Here is a 25316-nt window from a genome sequence, read left to right as displayed (position 1 = left end):
ACAAAAAAATAACCTTCCCGGCTGGGAAGGCCACTAATGCAATGGTTGCATAGCTAATATGCAGATCAGATCATCATGAATGCTCCGTCAACGTCTGCTGCTCGCTGCGCTCCGCTCGAAGCACGATCGGACCTACAGTAAGCGCAAGCAGAAGCAATGCTGCTCCTGTAATAAGGGAGATGCCATAGCTTTGCAGCCAATACGGGCTGTCCTCGATTTGCTTATATACCCAGCCTCCGAAGAGTGGCCCGATAAACCCTGTCACGCCTGTAAGTGCGGAGAATACCGCAACATACATCGGTCGATCAGACTTTGGCGTATCGCCGATAATAAAGTTGAAGACAAGCAAGTTGTAGCCGCCAAGCCCTGCACCCAGCGCGATATTAACGATGGTCAGGACGAGCAGGACAGGCATGATTTCTATCCCTACCCAGAGGACGCAGGAAGCGGCAATAATCGGCAGCGCCCACAGCAGCAGCGTCCGCGAGTCAAATCTACTATTGAGATTCCCCCAATAATAGTAGCTGAACATCGTCGTCAGCATCTGAACCGTCGTGAGTACCGTAATGCCCCACTTGCTGATATGCAGCGTCTCTAGCATCACATACGAGAATAACGGGACGACCGCATTTTGCAGCAAAATAAACACCGCAATGAATAGCGTCGCTTTCATATAACCTTTATCTTTAAGAGGCTTAAGGAAAAGTGCTGCCGAGCTCGATGCTGCTGATTTCTCGAAAGGTGGATTCGGATAACGCCACAGCTCCAGCCCGTTCCATACCGCGCATAATGCACTGACAATGTAAAGAACGGCAAATCCGGTCTCTGCATTCATTCGCTCCAGGATCTGACCGCCAACAAGCAGCGTTATACTGCCAACGGCCCAATGAATGGTGTTTCGGATGCCAAAATATCTTCCGCGCACTTGCGGCGGTACCATATCCGCAACGATCGAGGTCCAGAAGACGGAACTGGTAGAAGCGCAGATAAAGGAGATTAGAAATAAACCGATGAAGACCTCAACCTGCAGTCCTTCCGAAACGAAGAACGGAATAAGCCCGGTCGCAACCCAGAAAAGTCGATGGACCGTTCCGAATATCGTGAGGAGCAGTTTACGATTATTTAACCGCTGCATGTAGAAAGCCGCCAACAGCTGCACAAGATTGGCAAGCGCCGGAATAGCCATGACCAGCCCGACATCCGATGCCGAGCCGCCCAAGTATACAACATAAATCGTTAAGATAGGACCGCCAAGCAGGTTCGCGATAATGACAGCCGGTATTCCTTCCATGATGGAAGTTAACAACCCTCTGCGCTGATCGGACATTTGTTTTCGGCGAAATACAGACATTAAGTGATTCCAGAAATTCATGCGGTTATCTCCCTCGTGATGTTACCCCTATAAATGGCCGCGCTATATCAAAAGTGTTAAACGAGCAGTTCGCCAAGCGTGCGCACCATGACTCCTGTACCGCCTTTAACCTCCCATGACCGATCCCGCTCCAGCCATGCCGTACCGCCAATATCCAAATGCACCCATGGCTTCTCCTCTGCGAAGGCGCCGATGAACAACCCGCCGATGCTTGCGCCACCGTATCGTCCGCCGCCATTCTTCATATCCGCAGCATCGCTGTCCAGCTGCTTGCGGAATTCCGGGTATGCAGGCATCGGCCAAATGCGTTCGCCGGCTCGCTTCGATGCGAGAATAACCTGCTGCTGAAGCGTCTCATCATTCGTGACGACGCCTGTAGCAACATCCCCAAGCGCTACCATAACCGCCCCGGTTAAGGTCGCAACGTCAATCAGCTTCGTTGCGCCGCGGCGGATTGCGGTTGTGAGTCCGTCCGCAAGAACGAGCCGTCCCTCTGCATCGGTATTCACGATCTCAACTGTGGTGCCGTTCATCATCGTGAGCACATCGCCCGGCTTCATCGCACGATCGGATGGCATATTCTCCGCGGTCGGAATGACGATGACCGCGTTTAGCTTCGGCCGCAGCTCGCCTAGAATACGTACCAAACCCAGTACGGCAGCAGCGCCGCCCATATCGGAAATCATCTCTTCCATGCCAAGGCCCTTCTTCAAGGAAATGCCGCCTGTATCAAACGTGATGCCTTTACCAATGATGCCCCATTTGTCCTCGTCCCCCGGAGCGCCTTCATACTGGATAACAATCATACGCGGCGGGTTAATACTGCCTTTGCCGACGCCGATAAGTCCACCCATGCCGAGCTTCTTACAGGTCTGTTCATCCATAACTTCAACGTTCAGGCTATAGGCTTGCGCCAGCGTCCGTGCTTCGTTTGCCAGCACTTCCGGTGTCAACGTGTTACCCGGTAAGTTGGTCAAATCCCGAGCAAACACAACGGACTCTGCGAATACGACACCTCGGCGGGTACCGCTCTCCCATTGATCCGCTGCTGCTGCTGCCAGCGGCTCCGGTAATGTCTGTGTCACTGTGAAGGCGACTTTACTCACAAGCGACTGTCTCCGATTATCAATCTTCTTCGCCGTCTTACGTGTGAATAAACCAAGAATATAACCTTCTGTCATCGCCTGCGCAGCTTGACACACCGTAAACACGGGCGTTCCGATTGCCAGCACTTGAGGCAGCTGCTGCTGCACGCTCACTGCCTTTAACCGTTTAGCCGCTTTAGCTGCAGTCGCTGCCGCATCTCGCAGTCCGTCAACCGTGAGATGGTCCTGCGAAGAAATCCCAACGAAGATGATATGCGACTCCGGCCGCAGCCCTAATGTCGGCAGCACCAGCGTTTCACGGAGATCACCTTTGAACAGCTCCTTCTCCACATGCTTGCGCAGCGCCTCATCTAGCTGTGGATGGATGCCCGCTACCGCCCCTCCGGGCTGCTTTAGTTCTTCTTTACTGATGAAGGATACGACAACATCGGCAGCATCTGCTGCATTCCGCGCGCTCTTCGTCTCATATATAAATGTAATGCTCATCGTGTGTGAACAACTCCTGTCTTGAAACTCGTATGCTGCACAAAGCTAATCAACACAAAAAAACCGGGTTTCCCCGATTTCCTGGTTCGTCCTTGTCATGCAGCTCTGAGGCAAGCATAATCAGCCTCTGCAAGACAACTTCTGCAATTAACACGGGTTATACCCCGATTCTAATCCTTTATTCCGCCAATGGCAAATAGATATTAAACTCCGTACCTTCACCGCTGCTGCTCGAAACACGGATCTTCCCGCCGTGGTTGCGAACGATGCGGTAGCTAACTGAAAGGCCTAGCCCGGTACCTGATGCTTTCGTCGTGAAGAAAGGGTCGAACAGCTTGGATTTGGTCACAACATCCATACCCTTCCCATTATCGCGGATCGTAATTTCGGCGTCTTTGCCGTCTCGCCTTGTAATAATGTCTATTCGGCCGCTTCGCTCACCGCCCATTTCGTCGATGGCTTCCATGGCATTGCGAACAATATTCAAAATAACCTGCTTAACCTGCTTCACATCAATGGAAGTGGAGAGATCCTCGTCATACGTTTCCAGATGAATTTGGCAGCCCTTCATAAGCGCCTCGCTGTCGGATAGGAGAATGACTTCTTTCAGCAGCGAATTAATAAGCACCTTCTGCTTCATCGGAGCAGATGGCTTCGAAGAGTTAAGGAACTCATAAATAATATCGTTTGCGCGATCAATTTCAGTCAAGATGATGCGGGAATACTCTTCTTTCCCTAACTGGGTGAGGTGAGGCTTCAAGAGTTGGATAAAACCACGGATGGAAGTAAGGGGATTGCGAATTTCATGCGCGATAGCAGCAGCGATCTTACCCAGCATCGCCAGCTTATCGTTCTGATAAGCCGATTGCTCAATCTGCTTGTATTCTGTGACATCCTTGACACTGAATAAATAATCACCGTCCAGCTGGTCCCCGTACGTAACGGTTACGAGCAGAAAGCGACCGTTCACATCTTGAAATTCCAAGTAACGGCTTCTTCGCAGAAACATTTCTTTATAGAGCCTGAGAATAATGCGCTTCTTGCTCCGACCAAGTTGATTATGCCATAGTATATCGGTCAAATTACAGCCGATTAACGTTTTGCGGGGAATATCGAGCAGCTTGGCCATCTGAACATTGATAAAGGAAACAATCCCATCGCTATCCAGAATCGCAATGCCGCTGTCCATATGCTGCAGTACATTCTCATACTTGTTCTTCACCATACGGAATGACCGGTGCGAGCTGAGCAGCATGTCCCGCATCTCGCTAAAGCGCTGCTCCGGCGTTTGCTCCGGCTGGAGTCGGAATCGGAAAGCAACCATTAGCTCAATCAGAAAAATAAACGACCGGCTGTACAGCTGGAGCGCTTCCTCTGATTCGACGTTGGCAACGAGCATCTGCATCGATTCTTCATGAATCGCAATGATATCCTCCGGATGAATGCCGTGAAGCTGCTTGCCGATTTCAGTCGCTTCAAAAAGCGATGCCTCGCTGCCGCTTCGAATATATTCAGCAAGCGCCGGGAAATATCGCTTTCGAATGGCTTGCATTGATTTACTCCTCTCCTGCTGCACAGTTCGGCGAATCCATGCGCAATGGAGAAACAATCCATTTACGGAGTGTGATCATGGTTCCTCGTAACTGATCATGGGACAGCTCAATATCGTCTGCCAGTTTTTCTACCAACTGAAGATGGATTCGACTGGCTCCGCGAAAATGATCGAAAAGTCTGACTTCAATGCCGCTCGCGGGTTCCCCTTTGGACGGACTGATTTGCCGAATGGTCACATGTCCCTTCTCCGAGAAAGAAATAAGCTGAAGGGCTAGTTCGGAAATCGTATACGCAATTACCGTCTGATCAACAAGACTGAAACCGATCGCCTTCGCGATGTCTCTTCCTCTTTGTCGTGCCTTAATCGCATCAGCCTTTTCCCGAATATGGAGCATTTCCATTTTTTTCTCGCCTCCGCACATCAAAAAATTGCTTTCTTTATGCAGGTTCCGAGCCCGAGATCGCTTACAATAATCATAGTTATGACGTCCATTTTCTGTCAACAGGAGATCCTGTCGAATGATATCGAATATACGTAGTACGAAAGGCGCAGCTCTGATGCCTGCGCCTTTCGTGGTCCTATACTAATTCTGTTTTCCTTGTCCGCGGCCGTTCTTCCCCTCGTTGTTCCCCCTGCCGTTGCTGCTGTCTTTTCCTTGATTGCGATCATCATTCTTACTGTCTTTGTTATTGTCATTCTTAATGTCATTCTTACTATCCTTGTTATCGTCTTTATTATTGTTCTTGCGATCGTCCTGCTTCTTATCATCCTTAGAAACGCCATTATGACGACCATTGGAAGTGTTTTTCACTTCGCCCTGGCCGCCTTTTTGGTCGTTGCTGCGATCATCGTTCTTGCGATCGTCAACGTTTTGCTTATTGTCACTTTTTCCATGGTCATCATCACGACTGTTTTCTTTGGGTTTATCATCCTTACGAATGACATTCTCCTTCTGTGGCGGGTTCTGAGTAGGCGCTCCGACTGTAATGCCTCCACCTGAGGAATGATTCCAGCGATTCCAGCCTTTGTTGATGACTTTATTATCATCATTGACGTTGCCTTTATTGTTACTTTTGTTATTGTTCTTATTGCTTTTATTGTTTCCTTTGTTATCGTCCTTCTTGGTCTCCGCGCTAATGACCTTGCCTATGCCAATGTTCGCGTGACCCTTGTTATCGTTCGATCCTGATTTGTTGTCAGAACCCGAATGATTGCCGCGGTGATCATCGTTCTTCCTATCCCGCTTCTCTTGCTCCTTCTTCAGCAGCTCTCTTAACTGCTCTCTCTGCTGTATCTTCTGCTGCTCCCAGGACTGCTTCGCTGGAGTAGTTGTCGATTGTTCTGACTTTCTCACCGTATCCCCTTGCTCTTGATCGCTCTTCGCAACAGTTGCCGGCGGCTTGTTGTTCTCGTTAATGACCGCTTTTACGCCGCCCCACGGCTTCGCTGTCTTGTGAATCGACTGCGTCTTAAGCTGCTCAATCGACACCTTATGGCCCTGCTTCTTCGCCATTAGGTAGAAGGCCAGCTTGCCCGCAGACAAACCATCCTGCTTCGCCTCTTCTCGAATCTCTTCAGGCGCTGAAAGTGTGGTCACTTCGACCTTCAAATTGCGTCCTTTATCCGTCTTCGAAAGCGATTTGCGCACTGCCGTATCCATATGCGTAGTTACCGTATTCTCGTACTCTGAAGCTGTCGGATTAGCTACCAGTACACTCGTAATGATGACGTCGCCTTCACCGCTGTTCAGATACGGGCCGGCACTAATTCGATCCATAATGGCTTCCGTAACTTGCTCAAGCGTAAGCCCCTTATACGTCAAACCTTCCGTAACATCCTTGCCATCGTCATTGATCGCGCGCAGCTCTTCTACATGCTCATCTTCCGTGATGCCAAGCTCGATACTTGGATTCACATCCATCGTCAGATAAGCGACAACCTGCGGTCCCTTATTCACTTGATTTAGCAGAAACGGAACAAAGAGGAGAAGCAGAATCGCTGCTGCACCTGCACTAAAGCTGTACAATTTACGCGGCTGGGCGAATCTTCGCTGCTCGGTGAAACTAAACTCTTCGCCAATTTGTGGCTTCCGGCTTGTCGGCACCTTGCGGAATTGCCCATCCGGCATTAGTAGAATGACGTATTTCTGGCCTGTTTCCATCACAATTCCACGACTCATGCTCTCACTCCTTTCACCTGGGGTTGTTCCTGCTGCGGTGGCTCTTGGGGCTGTATATATTCCTGCAGGTAAGGATAATCACCGTTATGTAGTAGTGCAATGGCTATTATGTATTTACGATTTCGCTCGATCGTCTTGCGAGACACGCCTGCCATTTCGCATAATTCTTTAATGGGCAGCTTCTGCTTCGTCTCCATGATTTCGTAGAGCTCCGGAGCGTTAGCGAGCAGCTTGCTGATCGAGATCAGCAGAACCCTTGAATCGGAGTGCTTCGGTGATAAATCCGGCAGTTCGCCAAACGAGATGCCAAACTGCTTGAGCCGGCTGTCATACTCGCTGATTTCAAGGCGCCTGGCCTCCACATCCTGCGAAACGGAGTATCGCTGCAATGCTTCCTTCATCTCTATAGGATTGACGGTCATTTCTTCCTCGTCATCCTGATCAAAGGCGCTGTATGGAACAGTGCCCGAATGCCTTTGTTCTTTTCGCACATAATCAATAAGCCTGCGCCGAATGACCGTTTCGGCAAAGCCGAGAAACGATTTTCCTGCCTGACTTGAGAATTGTTCTACCGCTTCGTCGAAGGCAGCCAGCGCAATGCTGAACTCATCCGAACGAGTAGGATCTATGTATCTCTTGCAGAATCGACTTGTCACCTTCGCAATATACGGCTTATACGACGCGATAAAATCATTCCGCGAAGCTTCGCCGCTGCGAATCATCTCCACCATATCTTCCGGAGTGATCTTGGTATCTAAGGTGACAGCGGACGTAACGGGCTTACCGCCAAAAATCCGTTTGAACAGAACAAGTAACAAACCGCTCCACCTCACATTTACATTTTTCGTGATGTCCCTTTAGCTTGAGGGGGTCGAACACATGGGTATATAAAAGAAAAAGCCTCCTTCGTCAGGAGGCGTTGCGTTCTTAACAATATCCTTCGGAGGTTCGTCGCTGCAGTAGCTTATTACGCCGCTGGTTTAATACGCCGAGCCGCTTTTTCAATTCCGCTTCCCAAGCCTCATCCGCGATTTGCTTCGCGAAGCTCAAGAGATCAAGTGCCATATCGATTTGATTCGTGACGACTTCCATAGGATCTTCGTTCTCATTGTTTACACAGTTCTCGAACAGTTCTTTATCTTCCTGCTCCACATATTCGATAAAGTCGACTTCCGATGCGCCGTCGCCGTGTGCATACTCAGCAAGAATCTCATATTCATTCTCAATCATGTGATGAATTTCAACGCGATGACATACTGGACAGAAAAGAATAGGAACATTATGAATATGCGTGCGAAAATGCTTCAGCGTGCCATTCGTGCCGATCATGCTTGCTCCACAGCAAAAGCTCATGTCAGTCTCCTCCTTAGCCTCCATTACCCTTCATCAATCACATCTGAAACTTTGTATAACTTATTCGCGTCTCTCTGGCAAAATTCCTGCTTTCCTGCGTTTCCAGAGTATAGAAAAACCCGAGGCCTCTTGGAGGTCCCGGGTTGATCGTATGCAAGATGTCGATTCTTATTTCGCAACGAGGTGCTGATCGCCCGGTTTCCAGTTGATCGGGCACAGACCGCCGGATTGCAATGCTTGCAATACGCGGAATGTTTCTTCAACACTTCGACCTACATTGTTGTGGTTAACAACTTGGTATTTGACTTCGCCTTCCGGATCGAGAATGAATAAACCGCGAAGCGCGATCCCTTCTTCTTCGATCAGTACGCCGTAGTCACGAGCAACGTTCTTGGTGAGGTCTGAAGCAAGCGGGAAGTTCAGTTGGCCAAGACCGTTATCCGTAATCGGTGTGTTGATCCAAGCGCGATGGGAGTGTTTGCTGTCCACGCTCACGCCAAGGATTTCTGCGCCGACTTTGCTGAATTGATCATAAGCCTCGCTAAGTGCCGTAATTTCAGTCGGACAAACGAACGTGAAATCGAGAGGATAGAAGAAAAGGACCAACCATTTGCCTCTGAAATCGGAAAGTGCCGCCGTGCTGAAGCCTTGACCGTTGCCTGTTGCCGTCTCCATCGAGAAATCCGGAGCAAGGCGACCTACCAAACGTTCTGCCATGTTGTCGTTACCTCCACTATTACTTCTTCAATGCCGCGATGATAAGGTCGCCCATTTCAACGGTACCGATTGCTTTGCTCTTATCGACTGCAATGTCACCTGTGCGGTGGCCAGCGTCCAGCACGGATTTAACTGCATCTTCGATAGCTTGTGCTGCTTCTGCGTAGCCAAACGTCAAACGGTACATCAGCGCAACCGAAAGGATTGTTGCGATCGGGTTCGAGATGCCTTGTCCGGCAATGTCAGGAGCGGAGCCGTGCACCGGCTCGTACAAGCCGAAGCTGCCTTCGCCTAGCGAAGCGGAGGAAAGCATACCGATGGAGCCGGTCAGCATCGCTGCCTCGTCACTGATAATATCTCCAAACATGTTCTCTGTTACGATAACGTCGAAGCTCGAAGGACGGCGAAGCAGCTGCATGGCGCAGTTGTCGACCAGAACGTGCTCAAGCTCTACATCCGGGTACTCAGGAGCAATCCGGTTTACTACTTCACGCCATAGACGGGATGTTTCAAGTACGTTAGCTTTATCTACCGACGCCAATTTCTTTCGGCGAGTTTGTGCGATTTCGAAGCCTTGGCGAGCGATACGTTCCACTTCTTGCACGTTGTAGACACAAGTATCTACAGCTTCTTCACCGTTAGCGCCTTCGCGGCGGAATTTCTCACCGAAGTAGATGCCGCCTGTCAACTCGCGCACAACGATTAGGTCTGTGCCTTCAAGAACTTCCGGCTTCAGCGTAGAAGCTTCCATCAAGCAATCAAATACGTTAGCCGGGCGAATGTTCGAGAAGAGGCCCAGTGCTTTACGAATGCCGAGCAAGCCTGTTTCCGGGCGAAGCTCTTTGGAATTGTTATCCCATTTCGGGCCGCCAACTGCGCCAAGCAGAACGGCATCGGCATTTTTACAAATGTCGAGCGTTTCTTGCGGAAGCGGAGTACCTTTCTCGTCAATCGCGATACCGCCGAACAAACCATGTTCAAACTCGAACTGGAAGCCGAACAGCTCCTCTGTTTTCTTCATTACTTTAATCGCTTCGCCAACAACCTCCGGTCCAATACCGTCACCGGCGATAACTGCAATCTTTTTCACGTCTGCCATGTCTGATTGACTCTCCCTTTTATTCAGGACTTGAGAAGAATAGTTGTCACCAGCCTTGTGCGGCACAGTAAGTTTCTTCTATCGTCGTCCTTTGATTATGATTCTCAGTCTACTCCTAGTTGTACCATAAGAAACCGACATTGACAAAGATATGAAAGCTATGACTTTTATAGGCTGAGCGAATAAGTCGTCAAATATGTACACGCAAACCAATCAGCTGGTTCAAAACAAATCATTATCTTTCGCTCGCTGCGCTGCTTCTTTGCTGCTCTTGCCGCCAAGCTTGCGCAGGATGTTATTCACATGGTTCTTCACTGTACGGAGCGAGAGGAATGATTTCTCTGCGATTTGCGTCTGGCTGTAGCCCTCGTGAATCATCGACAGCAGCTGAACCTCCGATGGAGTCAGCATCCGTTTGAACTTATCCGTTTCGTATTCGCGCTCGAGCTTCTTGAGCCGCCTGAACTCTTCGAGCATCAGCCTTGCCGCAGAGCCGTCGATTGCCGACCGATCCTCAGCCGCTTTGCGTACCGCGCTTGGAATGGAAGTGAAATCCGACTTCACCAAGTAATTGACCGCTCCTGCACGGAATGCCTCCACGACAAAAGCACGATCCTCCATCGAGGTAAGCATAATAACGCGCGCATTCGACGCGACAGACAGCTCCGCTGCCAGCCGTAAGCCCTCCGGACTGTCAGCCAGCATAATATCTAGCAGAATGACATCCGGATTCCTCTCTGCCACAACGGTGAGTGCCGCATCCGCATGATCGGCCTCGCCAACAACCTTCATATCAGGCTCACCGTTTAAATAGGCGATTAATCCTCTGCGCCAATCCGGATCGTCCTCGACCAGCACGATCGAAATTACTCCCTCGCTCATCTCTCTGCTCCTTTACCCCGTTTGACCGCTCTAAAATGAAACCGAACCACCGTGCCCACTCCCGCCTCGCTGCTGATCCGCAGCTCCCCGCCTTGGCGGCTCATCAGCTGGGCACAGTACGCCAGTCCCAGCCCGAAATTCATCGCTTTGCCGCTCTTCGTCGTGAAGAACGGCTCAATCACTTTCCTCAGCTGCGAGCGCTCGATTCCTGCACCTGTATCGCTGATCTCAATCGTGCTGCCGCGCTTGCCGCCGATTACGGTGACGGATAAACTACCGCCGCCAGGCATCGCATCGATCGCATTTTGCAGTACATTATGTATCGCTTCCGACGTTTGCGCCGCATCTGCCATTGCCATTGCCGTCACCTGCTCGTCATAGTGCACGGTTACACCTATGCCGCGGCTGCTTGTTTGCTCCTCAAGCATCGCCAGTTGCCCGCGCACCAGCTCCGTCAGGCGAACCTCCTGCAGCTGCAGACGCAGCTCCTGCGTCCGTTCATGCACGCTGCGTATCATCGCCTCAATATGCCCGGCCGCTGTGCTGATGACGCTCAGATCGCTGCGCAGCTCCTCATTCGCTCCGGCTTCGCGGTTCATTTTATCGGTAAACAGTTTGATTTTCCCGATATCGTTCTTGATTGCATGATTCAGCATTGCCGTTCCGCTCGTAATTGCTCGCAGCGAGTAATTCAATTGCCTGCGCTCGATGAGCAGCTGAACACCAAGGAACCCGAAATTGAACAGAGCAAAGATGAAGATGACAAAAGCAATGCTGATTGGCCATACGTTATACCGCCAGAGTCCATATAAGCCGAACAATGGCATAATGAAATTCATCGTCAGCGCAATAAGTACAGCCGGCAGCACCGCGATTAACAGCACCGCATGAGCGCGGCGCTCCGCCGGGTGCACATGGGACTTTGTCAGCACCAGTAACGCTCCGAGAAGAAAATACGGAATCGCCCAAATGGCGAGTATATTGTAATGCACGGGATACGACTCCGCTATTGGCAGCGCAAGCATGCCAATAGGCAGCACCGCTGCTATCACTGGTATTCTACGCGAGAGCATCACCGGTATACGTTCCGAATTATAAGCTGCCCCGAAGCAGAGAAACCCGAAAGGCAATCCGTAGTAGCTTGTCCAGGAGCACGTACGTTGGATGATCCGAAGCACTTGCTCGCCTGCCGCATCGATATCTTGATTGGCCAGCATCGTCGTGATCCAGCCTTCCAGTACGGATGCCAGCGCTCCCATTCCCCCGCAGAAGGCGACTAAGCTGAGCCAGCGACCCGCAGCATTCCTCCGGTTAGCCGTAACTAACAGCACAGATGTAACCCATAACACAATCCACACGAACAGCATCTATTAGTGTTCCCCCAATCGGCACTGCGCGCGCATCCCAGTTACAGACCGAGGCGACTACCAATGTCGATTTTTCCTATAGTATAACATGGCTGCAGCTGATTGGTTTGCGTCCAACTGCGTCCCAACAACAAAAAACGCTCCGGCAGGCCATAATAACGGCCGCCGAAGCGTTGTTAAGTATCAACTCTAGATCAAGCTCATTTTGTCGCGTCTGCCAGGTGACTTCCGCTTCTCCACGAGACGGTTAAGTGCATCGATGTAAGCACGTGCGCTCGCTTCCAAAATATCCGTGCTAAGGCCGCGGCCTTGAGCGGATACTTCATCTTGCTTAAGCACAACATGCACTTCGCCAAGCGCATCTTTACCATGCGAAACGGACTTGATGGAGTAGTCCTCCAGCTCCACGTTTTCTGTCGTCAATGCATCAATAGCGTTGTAAATCGCATCCACAGAACCGTTGCCTTCTGCGGATTGCTCTTTCACTTCGCCTTCTGCAGTGCGCACACGGATCGTTGCATTAGGTACGGATTTGTTGCTATAGCTGACTTCGATCGTCTCAAGCGAATACACCTCAGGCGTATCGGTGAGCTTCTCTTCCAGCATCGCGCGAATATCTTCGTCCATGACGTTTTTCTTCTTGTCCGCCAGGTCTTTGAATTTCGCGAAAGCGGTGTTTACTGCTTCGTCGTCAAGCTCGTAGCCTAGGTCAATCAGCTTCTCACGGAACGCAGCGCGTCCGGAATGCTTGCCAAGCACAAGCTTGGAATCACGCAGACCGATTGAATCCGGAGAGATGATTTCGTATGTCGTTTTCTCTTTCAACATGCCATCCTGATGGATACCAGACTCATGCGCAAACGCATTCGCGCCTACGATGGCCTTGTTGCCAGGGACAACCATGCCCGTCAGTTTGCTCACGAGACGGCTTGTTTTTGCAATTTCCTTCAGGTTGAGCGTCGTTGTCGCACCGAAGTAATCCGCACGCGTAGCAAGTGCCATCGCAATCTCTTCGAGTGCCGTGTTACCGGCGCGTTCGCCGATTCCGTTGATCGTACCCTCGATTTGATCCGCACCGTTAAGAATCGCTGCCAGTGCATTGGCTGTCGCCATGCCAAGATCGTCGTGACAGTGTGCGCTAAGCTGAATTTTCTCGATGCCCGGCACCTGCTCCTTGAGCGTCTTGAAGATATGACCATACTCGGACGGGTTCATATAGCCAACCGTATCCGGAATATTAACAACCGTTGCGCCTGCGCGAATCGCCATGTCCGTTACTTGACACAAGAAATCAAGCTCCGTACGGCCCGCATCCTCAGGCGAGAATTCGATTTTGCTAAAATATTGCTTCGCATAACGGATCGCACGCTCTGCTGTCTCCAGTACTTGATCCTTCTCCATACGCAGCTTGTGCTTACGGTGAATTGGGCTCGTCGCAAGGAACAGATGCAGGCATGGATCTTGAGCGCCTTTCAGCGCTTCAGCAACCGCATCGATGTCCTGTTCGCGAGAACGCGCCAGGCCGATGACAGAAGCATTCTTGACGGCACGCGCAACGGCATTAACCGCTGCAAGATCGCCCGGGGACGCAGCCGGGAAGCCGGCTTCGATCCGATCGACGCCAAGTTTCTCCAACTGGTACGCAATCTCAACCTTTTCCTTCGTGTTGAGGTTAACGCCAGGAGATTGCTCGCCGTCACGAAGCGTCGTATCGAAAATATAGATTTTACGCATTAGCTACACCTCGGACTCAAGAATAATCCCGGATAGCGAAACGGCCCTGACGCCTCCAGTAGGAGACGCAGGGACCGGTCACTTTATCCGGGTATGCATATTTATACATTCAACCGCAGAATGCTGCCTCCCAAAGAACCTGGAAGTCAAACCAATCTGCATAACCGGTTAGGCGGATAATGCCTTATTATTTCTTGATCCAGTGCATCAATTCACGAAGTTGACCGCCGACCACTTCGATTGGGTGTTGAGCTTCGTTACGGCGAGTTGCCGTCATGAATGCATTGTTGGATTGGTTCTCCAAGATGAAGTCGCGAGCGAATTTACCTTGTTGGATATCTGTAAGAACGGCTTTCATAGCTTTCTTCGTCTCGTCAGTTACAATGCGAGGACCAGTTACATAGTCACCGTATTCAGCTGTGTTGGAGATGGAATCACGCATAGTGGAAAGGCCGCCTTCATACATCAGGTCAACGATAAGCTTCAGCTCATGCAGACACTCGAAGTAAGCCATTTCCGGTGCATAACCTGCTTCAACAAGCGTTTCGAAGCCGGCTTTAACAAGTGCAGTTGCGCCGCCGCAAAGTACAGCTTGCTCGCCGAACAGATCTGTTTCTGTTTCTTCGCGGAACGAAGTTTCGATAACGCCTGCACGAGTACAGCCGATCCCTTTTGCGTATGCAAGACCGATTGCTTTTGCGTTGCCTGTAGCATCTTGCTCGATTGCGATAAGACCAGGTACGCCAAAGCCTTCAACATAAGTACGACGAACCATGTGGCCCGGGGACTTAGGAGCAACCAGCAATACATCTGTGTCTTTACGAGCATTGATTTGGCCAAAGTGAACGTTGAAGCCGTGGGAGAACATCAAAGCAGCGCCATGTTTCAGGTTCGGCTCGATTTCTTCTTTGTAAACGCGAGCTTGCGTTTCGTCAGGCATCAAGATTTGAACAACATCAGCAAGTTTTACAGCTTCGCCAACGGACAATACTTCAAAGCCGTCGTTTTTAGCTTTCTCAGCAGATTTACCAGCGCGAAGGCCGATAATTACTTTCAGACCGCTGTCGCGAAGATTTTGTGCTTGAGCATGACCTTGGGAACCATAACCGATAACTGCGATTGTTTTGCCTTGCAGAACGCTTTGGTCTGCATCTTTCTCATAGTACAATGTAACTGCCATGTGAATGTTGCCTCCTTTAATTTAACCCTTTTGAGCGGGTGTTACAGAAGGGACTTGACCCGAGCATTTCGTTGTGTAAACAACCCCGGTTCCCTCGCTCTAACCCCCGCTCAAAAGCGGTGTTGACCTTATGATTTGGTCTGAAGATGTACGTGCTTGGGGCGTTACCTATGATCTAGTTATCTAGCGTTTCCACGGATCATTGCCGTCACACCTGTACGAGACAGCTCGCGAATGCCATAAGGCTTCAGCAGCTCGATCATCGCATCGATTTTCTCCGTATCGCCTACTACTTGCACCATCAGCGACGTTGTGCCGATATCGACAACAGCAGCACGGAAAGTTTCCACTACGCCGAGAATTTCAGGACGGGACGTTGGTTCCGCACTTACTTTAATAAGCGCAAGCTCGCGGCCAACCATCGGATTGGCGCTTAAGTCTACGACTTTAATAACGTCAATGAGCTTGTACAGCTGCTTGATGACTTGCTCAAGCATCTTGTCGTCGCCTGTAGTGACGATGACCATCCGGGACAAGCCGGTTTCCTCGCTCGTCCCTACTGTGATGCTTTCAATATTGAAGCCACGGCGTCCAAACAAACCGGAAACGCGCTGAAGGACGCCTGGCTGATCGTTTACGAGAACTGCTACCGTATGTCTCTTCATCATTCGGAATCCCCCATTAGCATTTGGTCAATTGTGGAGCCTTGTGTAACCATCGGATACACATTCTCATGTTTGCGAACGACAAACTCCACTACTGCCGGTCCCGGATGATTCATCGCTTCTTGCCAAACGGCACGTGCATCTTCTTTATTAGAAGCGCGGAATCCGCGTACGCCGTAAGCATCAGCCAATTTCACGAAGTCAGGGCTGCCTGAGAGATCGATGTGGCTGTAACGATTGTCATAGATCAGCTCTTGCCACTGACGAACCATGCCTAACACCTGGTTGTTAATGATAACGACTTTTACCGGAATGTTGTTGATGGCACAAATCGCAAGCTCTTGCGCGCACATCTGCATACCGCCGTCACCATTAATTGAGATAACAAGACGGTCCGGATTCGCCATTTGGGCACCGATTGCCGATGGGAAACCAAAGCCCATCGTACCTAATCCGCCGGAAGTTACCCACGAGCGCGGCTGATTGAATTTGTAGTACTGTGCTGCCCACATTTGGTGCTGGCCAACGTCAGTCGTTACAATCGCTTCGCCCTTCGACTCTTCGTAGAGCATCTCGATAACCCATTGCGGTTTCAGCTCTTCTTCGGAATCTGTGTAGCTGTAAGGTACTTCCTTACAGGAAGCTGCAAGCTTCGCACGCCATGCATCAGCTTTCTCCGCATATTTCACTTCTTTGTTTGCGATTTGAAGTACAGTCTTTACATCACCAACAATCGGAATGTCCGTCGGAACGTTCTTGCCGATTTCCGCCGGATCGATATCGATGTGAACGATCTTCGCCAGCGGCGCGAAGCCGGACAATTTGCCCGTTACGCGATCATCGAAGCGTGCTCCGATATTGATTAGCAAATCCGCCGATTGAATGGCTGTATTAGCTGTGTAGGTACCGTGCATGCCCGGCATGCCGAGCCATAGCTCGTTACCGCTTGGGAATGCGCCTAGTCCGAGCAATGTCGTCGTAATCGGAATACCTGATTTCGTAATGAACTCGAGCAATTCCTCATGACCGCCGGAGTAAACAACGCCGCCGCCTGCCAATACGATCGGACGTTCAGCTTCCGTGATCGCTTTAATCATCTTGTCAACTTGCAGTTTATTCGGCGTCACCGTTGGGTTGTAGCCGCGGATGCTCACTTCCGTTACCGGCTCGAACAACGCAAGCTCGGCGGAAACATCCTTCGGAATATCGATCAATACTGGACCTTTACGGCCGGTATTGGCGATGTGGAACGCTTCATGAATGATACGAGGCAAATCAGCAGCCTTGCGCACCAGATAGCTATGTTTCGTAATCGGCATCGTAATGCCGGTAATGTCAGCCTCTTGGAAAGCATCCGTACCGATAAGTGAAGTCGCTACGTTGCCGGTAATGACGACAAGCGGCACCGAGTCCATATACGCAGTTGCGATTCCTGTGACGAGATTCGTAGCTCCCGGTCCTGATGTTGCGATACATACGCCAACTTTTCCGCTAGACCGCGCATAGCCGTCGGCCGCATGAATGGCGCCTTGCTCGTGACGGGTCAGCAGATGCTGAAAATCCGAAAATCCGTGCATGGCATCATAAATGTACAACACAGCTCCGCCTGGATAGCCGAACACACACTCCACATCCTCGAGCACCAAGCTGCGAAGCAAAATTTCTGAGCCGGTAATAACCTCCGGTTTTCTCAGGTTTTCCTTAATTTCTTCTTTTGACCTTAACGTTGCATGTTGAGCGACCATTAAGTCGTCCTCCCTTCCTAGGTGAAACGAGTTGGAATTGTAGAAAAACAAAAAAACCTTTCGTTCCCAGACGTCTATTGCGTCTAGGGACGAAAGGTTTAGCTTCCGTGGTACCACCCAAATATGTTATACGCCTCACAGCGCATAACCTCATGAGGTAAGAACGAACCATCGTTCATTACCTTGGCACAATAACGTGTGCCTTACGATTTCCCCTAATACGATCAATCATGATCTTTTCAGGGAAACAGCTCCGAGGTGAGCTCGTTGGAAAGGGGTATTGGCGTCGGTTTCAGCAGATCCGATCGCTCTCTGGAGCAAAAGAGCCCTTAACACTTCGTCCTCTTCATAGCCGTTTACTTATTAGCTTATCGTTTATTATATGCTCCCCAATTTCATTCGTCAAGGACTTGCGCCAGCATAATTATAAAAAGTTATGTATACGCCATTCTTAGGCGCGCCGCTCCGCTATTTGCTACATAAGATGAAGAATCATGCGCCAAGGTGAAACGGCTGACGCGCAAACTTAATCATCTATAAATTCCGGAAAGCAGGATGTCCTATGATTCGAGCAAGACGAGCACGCACGGATGACGAGGAGATCATCCGTCTGATCAAAACCGAGCTCATACCGCTTTCGTATACAGCTTCGCCCAGAGATGCGCAAACCATTCGCGAGCTGCCCAAACGTCTAAGCGACGGAGTCTCGCTTGTTTATTCCCGGTCAAAAAGAAGCATACCGCTTGGAGTCATTCATTACTATACGCGCGGCGACATGCTCCTCTTCGATATGCTCGTCGTCCATCCGCAGCATCGCGGTAAGCAGATCGGCACGCTTCTTATATCCAAAGCGGAAACAAACGCCAAAGAAAAGGGCTGCAGCTACGCCAGGCTGTTCGTCGATCACGGAAATCCAAAAGCCCAGCGGCTCTATTCGAGGCTGGGCTATCAGACCGTCCGTTTCATTCATCAGGTTCGCTGCTACGAGATGGTTAAATCATTAGTAACTTAATTCGCTGGTTAAGACAGACATGAATCATGGGTGCGATTAGTAGTATGGCGTGTTATTGTAACCGGCAATAGGCTGGCAGTCGCAGCCTGGTCCGCCGAAGCCTGGTCCGCCGAAGCCCGGACCACCGAAGCCTGGGCCACCGAAGCCTGGTCCGCCAAAGCCTGGTCCACCGAAGCCCGGTCCGTAGCCCGGTCCGCCGAAGCCGCCGCCCCAGCCAAAGCCGCCTCCGGCAAATAGACCGATTGCTAGCAGATCGAATAATACAAGTGCTATGATCGCTCTTGTTTGAACCTCTTTACCATTGCTAAGCGGCATAAGCTGCAATTGATTGTGATGGGCGCGAACGAGTTTGCCGGTGACAACAGAACCGTCTTTGCGAACCGCATAGACCGTTTTGCCGACCATCTTCTGAACTTGTTCTTTCGTAACGCGTTGCATAAGGATTTCCCTCCTCGACATAGCTTACAATGCATGTGATTTGCCTCCGCCGACAAATGCTCATAGAGGATATTTATCTCGGAAGTATAAACGGCGTTGTCCTATACTCTATTCACTAGCATCCTCATGCGATTGTACCGCTGTCCATATCGATCAAAACAAAAAAAGCGCCTTTCCGCAGAGCGGAAGAGCGCTTTTATCATAAAACGGTAATCCGAAGACTACGCGTTTACTTTTTGTTTTGCAAGGTTTGCAAACGTGTTGAACGAGTTGATGTCGTTAACTGCAAGATCAGCAAGCATTTTGCGGTTTACTTCGATACCAGCAAGTTTCAAACCGTACATGAATTTGCTGTAGGACAGGCCATTCAGACGAGCTGCTGCATTGATACGAACGATCCACAGTTTGCGGATGTCACGTTTGTGTTGACGACGGTCACGGTAAGCGTAAAGCAAGGATTTCATTACTTGCTCTTTCGCTGTTTTAAACAGGCGATGCTTTGAACCGAAATAACCTTTTGCTAGCTTCAAAATTCTTTTACGACGACGTGCGCGGACGAATCCGCCTTTAACTCTTGCCATGAGTAGAAACCTCCCGAGTAATAGTTATACGAATTAGATCGATCTAATTAACCTTTGATGTTTGCTAGGCCTTGTTGCAGACGTTTGAAATCGCCTTTAGCCAGGTTTGGTTGAGTGTTCAGTACACGCTTCTGACGGGACGATTTGCCGGAAAGAAGGTGGTTTTTGTACGCTTTATAGCGAATTACTTTACCAGTACCCGTAATTTTGAAACGATCTTTCAAGCTGCTGTGAGTTTTCATTTTAGGCATGTTGGTGTATCCTCCTCAAAGAATGTTAGTTAACCTGTTTCGGTGCCAAAATCATAATCATGCTGCGGCCCTCAAGCTTAGGAAGACGCTCCATGACGCACAGATCAGCAACCTCTGTTGCAAGCCGATCAAGAATCTTCTGACCGACAGAAGCATGTGTAATTTCACGTCCGCGGAAACGAACCGAACATTTCACTTTATCGCCTTCACCCAGAAACTTTACAACATTGCGGAATTTCGTTTGGTAATCGTTCTCGTCGATGTTAGCACGGAACCAAACTTCCTTCGTGTCTACAATCTTCTGATTCTTGCGAGCTTCTTTTTCTTTCTTTTGCTGCTCATAACGGAATTTGCCATAGTCCATAATCCGGCACACCGGCGGTTTCGCTGTCGGTGCAACGTTCACTAGGTCCAAGTTCAAATCGATTGCCAATTGCAGTGCCTCGCGGAATTGCTTGATGCCTAGTTGTTCGCCTTCAGCACCGACTACACGCACTTCTCTGGCCCGAATTTCATCGTTGATTTGATGTTCCCTGCTAATAACCTGCCACCTCCAAAAATTATGAATCACGCAAGCAAAAATCAAAAAATGCGGATCCGCTCGGGACCCGCATTCCAATAATCAAGATTGTTGGCTGTTCAAGCAGCTGTTAAGCTGTAGCCTGTTCAATCATCGATCGCGAACCATTCGGCCATCGCCGAGTAGGTGAGAAGCGGGTGCCTCTACTTGTGCGTATACATGTTTAAGTTACTGTAAGACATGTTACTGAAATACTATAGCATAGCCTATTCAGGAATGTCAACCATCGATTGACGAGGCTGCCCTAGAAGCTCATTAAACCTGTTTGCTCTGCACTTCTTCCAAGCGAAGTACACGCGTATGCTGCGTATGGCTCCATTGCTTGTTGTTTTGCGTGAAGAACGCGTAGCATGTAATCGGCAGCCAGGAAAGCTGGAAGAAAATCATCGAGAACAGATGTGCATACATCTTCCCAGAGCGGATGCCTTCAAGCATCATAACGAGCGGGAACATGACTACTGTAGCCGCAATCGCAACACCTGCTACCCAATACGGCATGTAGTAGTAGATGGATGAAAAAGCATTCTTCGCCGGGATGATATTATCCATCCAGAGCAGCGCAGTAACCAGGAAGCCGATAAAGGTGTTGTACACCGAGATGGAGTACAGCGCCGCATCGAACTTCACGAAGCTGCGTTCTTTGATACTTGCCCATAGCAGCGGGAAGAAATAACTGCGAGCTACGGTAAAGTGTCCTTGCATCCAGCGCAGACGCTGTCTGGAAGAAGCTTTGAAGCTAAGCGGCTTCTCGTCGTATACTTTGGCATCGTAATTCAAGACCGGATGAATGCCGCGTTTCACGCAGCGCATCGAGAACTCCAAGTCCTCAACGAGACTTGTTGCACCCCAGCCCATTTCCTTCATGAGCGCGGTATCAAAGCACATGCCCGTGCCGCCAAGATAGTTGGCCATGTTCAAGTTTCTGCGGGACAGCTGCCACAACCGGTTGCAATACCAGTATGTGATCGCATAAGACGCCGTAACCCAAGAATCCGTCGGGTTCTTCGTATCCAAGTAGCCTTGGATAACCTTGTGGCCTTCGCATAAATCATTGTTCATATGAATCAAGAAGTCATTGCCGACCAAGTTATCTGCGTCGAACATCACGATGGCATCGTACTGACGGGGCATGGCCCACAATTCCTTCAGCATCCATTCGATCGCATGGCCTTTGCCGCGCAAATGCGGGTTCTTACGCTCGCATGCCTGCACGCCATAGCTGCGGACGATCTCTGCCGTGTTGTCCGTGCAGTTGTCGCAAATGACGAAGATATCGTAAAGTTCCTTCGGATAATCCAGCTTTTTTAAATTTTCAACAAGCGCTCCGACTACCTGTGCTTCATTGTGTGCAGCGACCAGAACGGCAAAGGATTTCTGAGGTGCATGCTTCACTTCCTTACGTTTCCTTACAATACCGAACAGGGAAATGCTGAATTGATACAAACCGACAAACGCCAAAAAGATTTGAAACATAATAATGATTGTATTAACCATTATTTTTTACTACCCCCTTGAGACCCCATTTTTATATTCTCTCTAGTTTTGTTTGATCTCGCTGTCAGTGAATCGCGGCCGTTCTTTTTGTTTATTCCGCAACCCTACTGATTCTCCACACATTGTGTCCTTTTGTCAAAAGTAGAAAATGTCGCTTAACCGCCAAGAAGTCGGAGAAAAGCGCTTGCATTGGGTGCTGACAGGACTGATACCTTGTTTTCGTCCGTCTCACCCTTATTTTCAGCCATTTACGATAAAAACATGTTTCTTTTTCAATAAACGTATAGAACTGGCAAAGGTTTCATGTAAATTATCCCCTAGTGTGACGATTTGTTGAACTCGGGACTTCGCTTTCCGCTTGCCGGAACCTCATGAGAAGTTCTTCAAAGATGGCATCCCAGGATTGTCTTAGGCTATGTGCCAACCCCCTCGCTGTGAAACGCTTGCGAAGCTCCGGGTTTCGGTACATGCGTTCCAGCGCTGCACTGAAGGCGTTCACATTGCCGGCCTCGCACCTCAAACCACTCCACTCGTGGACAACCGTGTCCACCACACCTCCCGTATCTGCACAGATGACAGGCGTACCGCAAGCCATCGCTTCCAATACGACATTGCCGAAGGTTTCGGTAGGTGACGGAAACAGCATGACATCCGCTGCTGCATACCATTGTTGAAGCGCAGGCATCGCAGTAAACCCAAGAAAGCAAGTCGAAATCCCTTCACGCACAGCTTGCTGCTTCAAGGTATTCATGGATGGACCGTCGCCGGCTATAACGAAAACGGCGTCTTTGCACACCTCTCGTTGAAACTTTGCAAATGCGGCAATCGCACAATCCACGTTTTTTTCAGGAGCCAGTCTGCCTACATAAAGCACGATGAAGCGATCCTTCGGTATTTGATACTGCGCCAGAAGCGCGGCTTTATCCACATTCGGATGAAAGCTCTTCGTATCCATACCTCGCGTCCAAATGGCTAGACGATGCTCATCCCACCCCCGTCCCTTCAGCTCAAGAAGCGTCGATGCGGAGGGTACGAAAATGAACCTGCATTCCTGGTGAAACCATTCCATATACCTCCATAACATCTTAACCATCCAACGGGTATTGTAAAACGCCAAATAGCGGTCAAAATGTGTATGATAGGATGCAACCAGCGGTATTCGGTGTTTATGCGCATAATGAATGCCGCAAAGCCCAAGATTGAACGGGGTCGCAACATGAATAAGTGTAGGCCTGAACGCTTGCAAGGTGCGATTGATATGAATCGGATTTGGCAATGCCAGGCGGCATTCGGGATAGAGGAAGAAAGGCATGCTGGCAAACCGAGTAACCATAGGTTGAGGTTCTTCATGCGCGGCGGCTGCAGGCTGTGGAGCGAAAACAAGACATGGAATATCGCGGCGGCGCAGGTACTGCTCCCACCGTTCAAGCGTTCGTGCCACTCCGTTAACCTCAGGAGTGAAAGTATCCGTAAATAATGCAAGACGCATCGGTCATCGCCTCCATCTGCTAGAACCGCCTTAGATGCGCGGCCAGCTTGTGGAGCCAGTTTACATGAGTTGTATTTCCAGTGTATTAATGGAAAATGAAGAGTGAGTGAAGAAGCATTCGCCATGTATCCTTCATAAACATGTATCCTTCATAATCGGTTATTTATTTGTTAATACCGCAGAAACAATTCCAACCTATACTTGATTTGCAGGTGGCAAGTGATCGGTGGCTTGCAGCTGATGAATAGGCGTGACATTTGCATACAACCAGGAGGGGATTCATGTGGTTAATGTCGTGTTCTGGGCTTTAACACAGGAGCAACGCTTATTATTATGGGCAAATCGCAGATCGGCGCACAGAGCTGTCAATCGCTTGTTAGGAGGATGGCTGGGGACGATTACCCATGCAGGCGGGGCAACGTTCACGTTACTGACTGCTTTGCTTTGCGGATTGTCCGCACCTGGCATATGGGGTACCGCCGGCTGGCAAGCTTTCGCAGCCATCATTATCAGTCATATACCCGTTGCCATCATGAAACGTAAGTTCAGCAGACTTCGCCCTTATCAAGCACTTAGCAGTGTGCATGTATGCAAAAAACCGCTGCGCGACTCCTCGTTTCCTTCGGGTCACACAACGGCTATATTCGCTTGGCTCTTGCCTTGGCTCGTGACGGAAACCGCTATGCTGCCGATCATTCTTCCTGCAGCAATCATCCTCGGTGTATCCGTTGGCTGGTCAAGAATGTATCTCGGTCTCCATTACCCTTCCGATATTGCGGCAGGTGCGGTAATTGGCTCGTCTGTATCATTATCCGTTTCCGCAGCTTGGTCACTCTTCTGAGCAGCTGCAAGCTTAGCCTCTCTATGAGCCGCAATCGCCTTCTCACCGATCACCACTTCGACGCGGTGAATATTATTGCCCTTCTCAACGAACTTGGCTTCATATTCCGTCAGCACAAGATCATCGCGCAGCGTTTCTTTATGAAGATGCAGTGAAATATTACGCATATGCAGTTCCATATCCGCGAAGCTGTTAAGCGAGAATTCGAATAGCAGCTGCGAATCGGTCTTGAAATGAATTTCGCCGTATTCGTTTAGAATCTCCATATACTTCTTCACGAAGCGCGGGTGCGTCAGTCTTCTGCGCCCGTGCTTTGCTTTGGGCCATGGATCGCTGAAATTCAAGTGGATGCGCTGGATTTCCCCTGGTGCAAACATCTCTTCAATTCCTTCAATATTCGCACGCAGCAGTGCCAAATTCGGCGGCTGTGTAACGCCTTCCTTCTCCCATGCCAAACGCGCTTTATCACTTGCACGGCGGATCAACTCATCGTACATGTCCACGCCGATGTAATTAATATGAGGATTCCGAACGCTCATATCGCTGATAAACCGGCCTTTTCCCATGCCAAGCTCAACATAAATCGGGTTATCGTTGCCGAAAAATTCGCGCCAGCGTCCTTTATGAGGCGCTGCATCCAGCACCACCAGCTCCGGCTGTGCTTCCAAGCTCTCCAATATTCCTTTTCTTCCTCTAAGACGCATAATAATTGATTCCTCCACTATCGCTAAATGCTGAACGAGCATCGTTCAATCTATAAACTTATTCTGCCCGAATTCCGCATCACTTGTAAAGTCTACGGTAATGCAGGCCTTTGCCAGTTATTGTGCATATAAAAAGCCGAGGGCACAGTTAGCGCCTTCGGCTGAGGTTGTTTCTGATGCGAATAGCAGAGTTTAGTTGAGCAATTGGTTCTGAGCAGTCTCTTGCGACTCCAAGATGTCATGCAGCTTCTTCCGGGCGGAAACCTCAACATTATGATTACCGTAAAAACGGATCCCTGCGAGCGACATTAATTCTTTTCTCGTTAATTCGACCGTAACTTTCTCGTCACCATGTGGAATTTTAACTTGTGAATCCATTCCTCATCACCTCAACTTGATTATTTTCAAGCACATTTCCAGAAAATCGACCTGCTATGACAAGTGGTTGGAAGAGGGTTAAATGTGGTGTTTTTGCTGTTCTGTCGC

At 49.8% G+C, this 25316-nt stretch carries 25 protein-coding genes; 2 read left to right on the top strand and 23 right to left on the bottom strand.

Annotated elements, in window-relative coordinates; genetic code table 11:
• Positions 1–73: 73 nt before the first annotated feature.
• From AC0YNS_RS12020 to ilvB, 15 genes are all read right to left on the bottom strand, one after another.
• A complete protein-coding gene (locus AC0YNS_RS12020) occupies positions 74–1372 on the bottom strand; it encodes an MFS transporter (RefSeq protein WP_475781227.1) in 1299 nt (432 codons plus the stop codon).
• 56 nt (positions 1373–1428) lie between these two features.
• Positions 1429–2964, bottom strand: coding sequence for a leucyl aminopeptidase (locus AC0YNS_RS12015; RefSeq protein WP_475781226.1), 1536 nt, complete (start codon positions 2962–2964; stop codon positions 1429–1431).
• Between the two features lie 178 nt (positions 2965–3142).
• Positions 3143–4516, bottom strand: a complete 1374-nt coding sequence (locus AC0YNS_RS12010; RefSeq protein WP_475781225.1) for an ATP-binding protein — start codon at positions 4514–4516, stop codon at positions 3143–3145.
• 4 nt (positions 4517–4520) lie between these two features.
• On the bottom strand, positions 4521–4919 hold the full coding sequence (locus AC0YNS_RS12005; protein ID WP_475781224.1) for an ATP-binding protein: 399 nt from the start codon (positions 4917–4919) through the stop codon (positions 4521–4523).
• A gap of 183 nt (positions 4920–5102) precedes the next feature.
• Positions 5103–6698, bottom strand: a complete 1596-nt coding sequence (locus tag AC0YNS_RS12000; protein ID WP_475781223.1) for an anti-sigma factor domain-containing protein — start codon at positions 6696–6698, stop codon at positions 5103–5105.
• Positions 6695–7516: an RNA polymerase sigma factor SigI gene (gene sigI, locus AC0YNS_RS11995; protein WP_475781222.1), complete on the bottom strand. Its 822-nt coding sequence runs from the start codon at positions 7514–7516 to the stop codon at positions 6695–6697. Before sigI ends, AC0YNS_RS12000 begins: the two co-directional genes overlap by 4 nt.
• A gap of 109 nt (positions 7517–7625) precedes the next feature.
• On the bottom strand, positions 7626–8051 hold the full coding sequence (locus AC0YNS_RS11990; RefSeq protein WP_475781221.1) for a hypothetical protein: 426 nt from the start codon (positions 8049–8051) through the stop codon (positions 7626–7628).
• A gap of 168 nt (positions 8052–8219) precedes the next feature.
• On the bottom strand, positions 8220–8768 hold the full coding sequence (locus AC0YNS_RS11985; RefSeq protein WP_475781220.1) for a peroxiredoxin: 549 nt from the start codon (positions 8766–8768) through the stop codon (positions 8220–8222).
• Positions 8769–8787: 19 nt separating this feature from the next.
• On the bottom strand, positions 8788–9867 hold the full coding sequence (gene leuB, locus AC0YNS_RS11980) for a 3-isopropylmalate dehydrogenase (RefSeq protein WP_475781219.1): 1080 nt from the start codon (positions 9865–9867) through the stop codon (positions 8788–8790).
• Between the two features lie 222 nt (positions 9868–10089).
• Positions 10090–10749 (bottom strand): response regulator, encoded by a 660-nt coding sequence (locus tag AC0YNS_RS11975; RefSeq protein ID WP_475781218.1) that lies wholly within the window; start codon positions 10747–10749, stop codon positions 10090–10092.
• Positions 10746–12116, bottom strand: a complete 1371-nt coding sequence (locus AC0YNS_RS11970; RefSeq protein ID WP_475781217.1) for a sensor histidine kinase — start codon at positions 12114–12116, stop codon at positions 10746–10748. Before AC0YNS_RS11970 ends, AC0YNS_RS11975 begins: the two co-directional genes overlap by 4 nt.
• A gap of 189 nt (positions 12117–12305) precedes the next feature.
• Positions 12306–13850, bottom strand: a complete 1545-nt coding sequence (locus AC0YNS_RS11965; RefSeq protein WP_475781216.1) for a 2-isopropylmalate synthase — start codon at positions 13848–13850, stop codon at positions 12306–12308.
• A 187-nt stretch (positions 13851–14037) separates the two neighbouring features.
• Entirely contained in the window at positions 14038–15030 is a 993-nt protein-coding gene (gene ilvC / locus AC0YNS_RS11960; protein ID WP_475781215.1) for a ketol-acid reductoisomerase, read from the bottom strand.
• A 179-nt stretch (positions 15031–15209) separates the two neighbouring features.
• Positions 15210–15698: an acetolactate synthase small subunit gene (ilvN, locus tag AC0YNS_RS11955; RefSeq protein ID WP_475781214.1), complete on the bottom strand. Its 489-nt coding sequence runs from the start codon at positions 15696–15698 to the stop codon at positions 15210–15212.
• Positions 15695–17440: a biosynthetic-type acetolactate synthase large subunit gene (gene ilvB, locus AC0YNS_RS11950; RefSeq protein ID WP_475781213.1), complete on the bottom strand. Its 1746-nt coding sequence runs from the start codon at positions 17438–17440 to the stop codon at positions 15695–15697. The genes ilvN and ilvB overlap by 4 nt, the downstream gene beginning before the upstream one ends.
• A 562-nt stretch (positions 17441–18002) precedes the next feature.
• Here ilvB and AC0YNS_RS11945 point away from each other — a divergent pair.
• A complete protein-coding gene (locus AC0YNS_RS11945; RefSeq protein ID WP_475781212.1) occupies positions 18003–18452 on the top strand; it encodes a GNAT family N-acetyltransferase in 450 nt (149 codons plus the stop codon).
• 36 nt (positions 18453–18488) lie between these two features.
• Here AC0YNS_RS11945 and AC0YNS_RS11940 read toward each other — a convergent pair whose 3' ends face one another.
• From AC0YNS_RS11940 to AC0YNS_RS11915, 6 genes are all read right to left on the bottom strand, one after another.
• Positions 18489–18890, bottom strand: a complete 402-nt coding sequence (locus AC0YNS_RS11940; protein WP_475781211.1) for a hypothetical protein — start codon at positions 18888–18890, stop codon at positions 18489–18491.
• 221 nt (positions 18891–19111) lie between these two features.
• Entirely contained in the window at positions 19112–19471 is a 360-nt protein-coding gene (rplT, locus tag AC0YNS_RS11935) for a 50S ribosomal protein L20 (RefSeq protein WP_475781210.1), read from the bottom strand.
• A 47-nt stretch (positions 19472–19518) separates the two neighbouring features.
• Positions 19519–19722, bottom strand: a complete 204-nt coding sequence (rpmI, locus tag AC0YNS_RS11930; protein ID WP_090576365.1) for a 50S ribosomal protein L35 — start codon at positions 19720–19722, stop codon at positions 19519–19521.
• Between the two features lie 25 nt (positions 19723–19747).
• A complete protein-coding gene (gene infC / locus AC0YNS_RS11925; protein WP_475781869.1) occupies positions 19748–20290 on the bottom strand; it encodes a translation initiation factor IF-3 in 543 nt (180 codons plus the stop codon).
• A 267-nt stretch (positions 20291–20557) separates the two neighbouring features.
• Positions 20558–21796, bottom strand: a complete 1239-nt coding sequence (locus AC0YNS_RS11920) for a glycosyltransferase family 2 protein (RefSeq protein WP_475781209.1) — start codon at positions 21794–21796, stop codon at positions 20558–20560.
• Positions 21797–22106: 310 nt separating this feature from the next.
• A complete protein-coding gene (locus tag AC0YNS_RS11915; protein WP_475781208.1) occupies positions 22107–23285 on the bottom strand; it encodes a glycosyltransferase family 4 protein in 1179 nt (392 codons plus the stop codon).
• Between the two features lie 283 nt (positions 23286–23568).
• On the opposite strand from AC0YNS_RS11915, the gene AC0YNS_RS11910 reads away from it, so the two are divergent.
• Positions 23569–24126 (top strand): phosphatase PAP2 family protein, encoded by a 558-nt coding sequence (locus tag AC0YNS_RS11910; protein WP_475781207.1) that lies wholly within the window; start codon positions 23569–23571, stop codon positions 24124–24126.
• On the opposite strand, the gene trmB is transcribed toward AC0YNS_RS11910, so the two are convergent.
• Positions 24045–24830, bottom strand: coding sequence for a tRNA (guanosine(46)-N7)-methyltransferase TrmB (gene trmB, locus AC0YNS_RS11905; protein ID WP_475781206.1), 786 nt, complete (start codon positions 24828–24830; stop codon positions 24045–24047). The two genes, AC0YNS_RS11910 and trmB, sit on opposite strands and share 82 nt — an antisense overlap.
• A 192-nt stretch (positions 24831–25022) precedes the next feature.
• Entirely contained in the window at positions 25023–25208 is a 186-nt protein-coding gene (locus AC0YNS_RS11900; RefSeq protein WP_475781205.1) for a hypothetical protein, read from the bottom strand.
• Positions 25209–25316: the final 108 nt, after the last annotated feature.

This window comes from Paenibacillus sp. J22FR21 (assembly GCF_056269135.1).
This window is presented reverse-complemented; position numbering and strand designations above follow the sequence as displayed.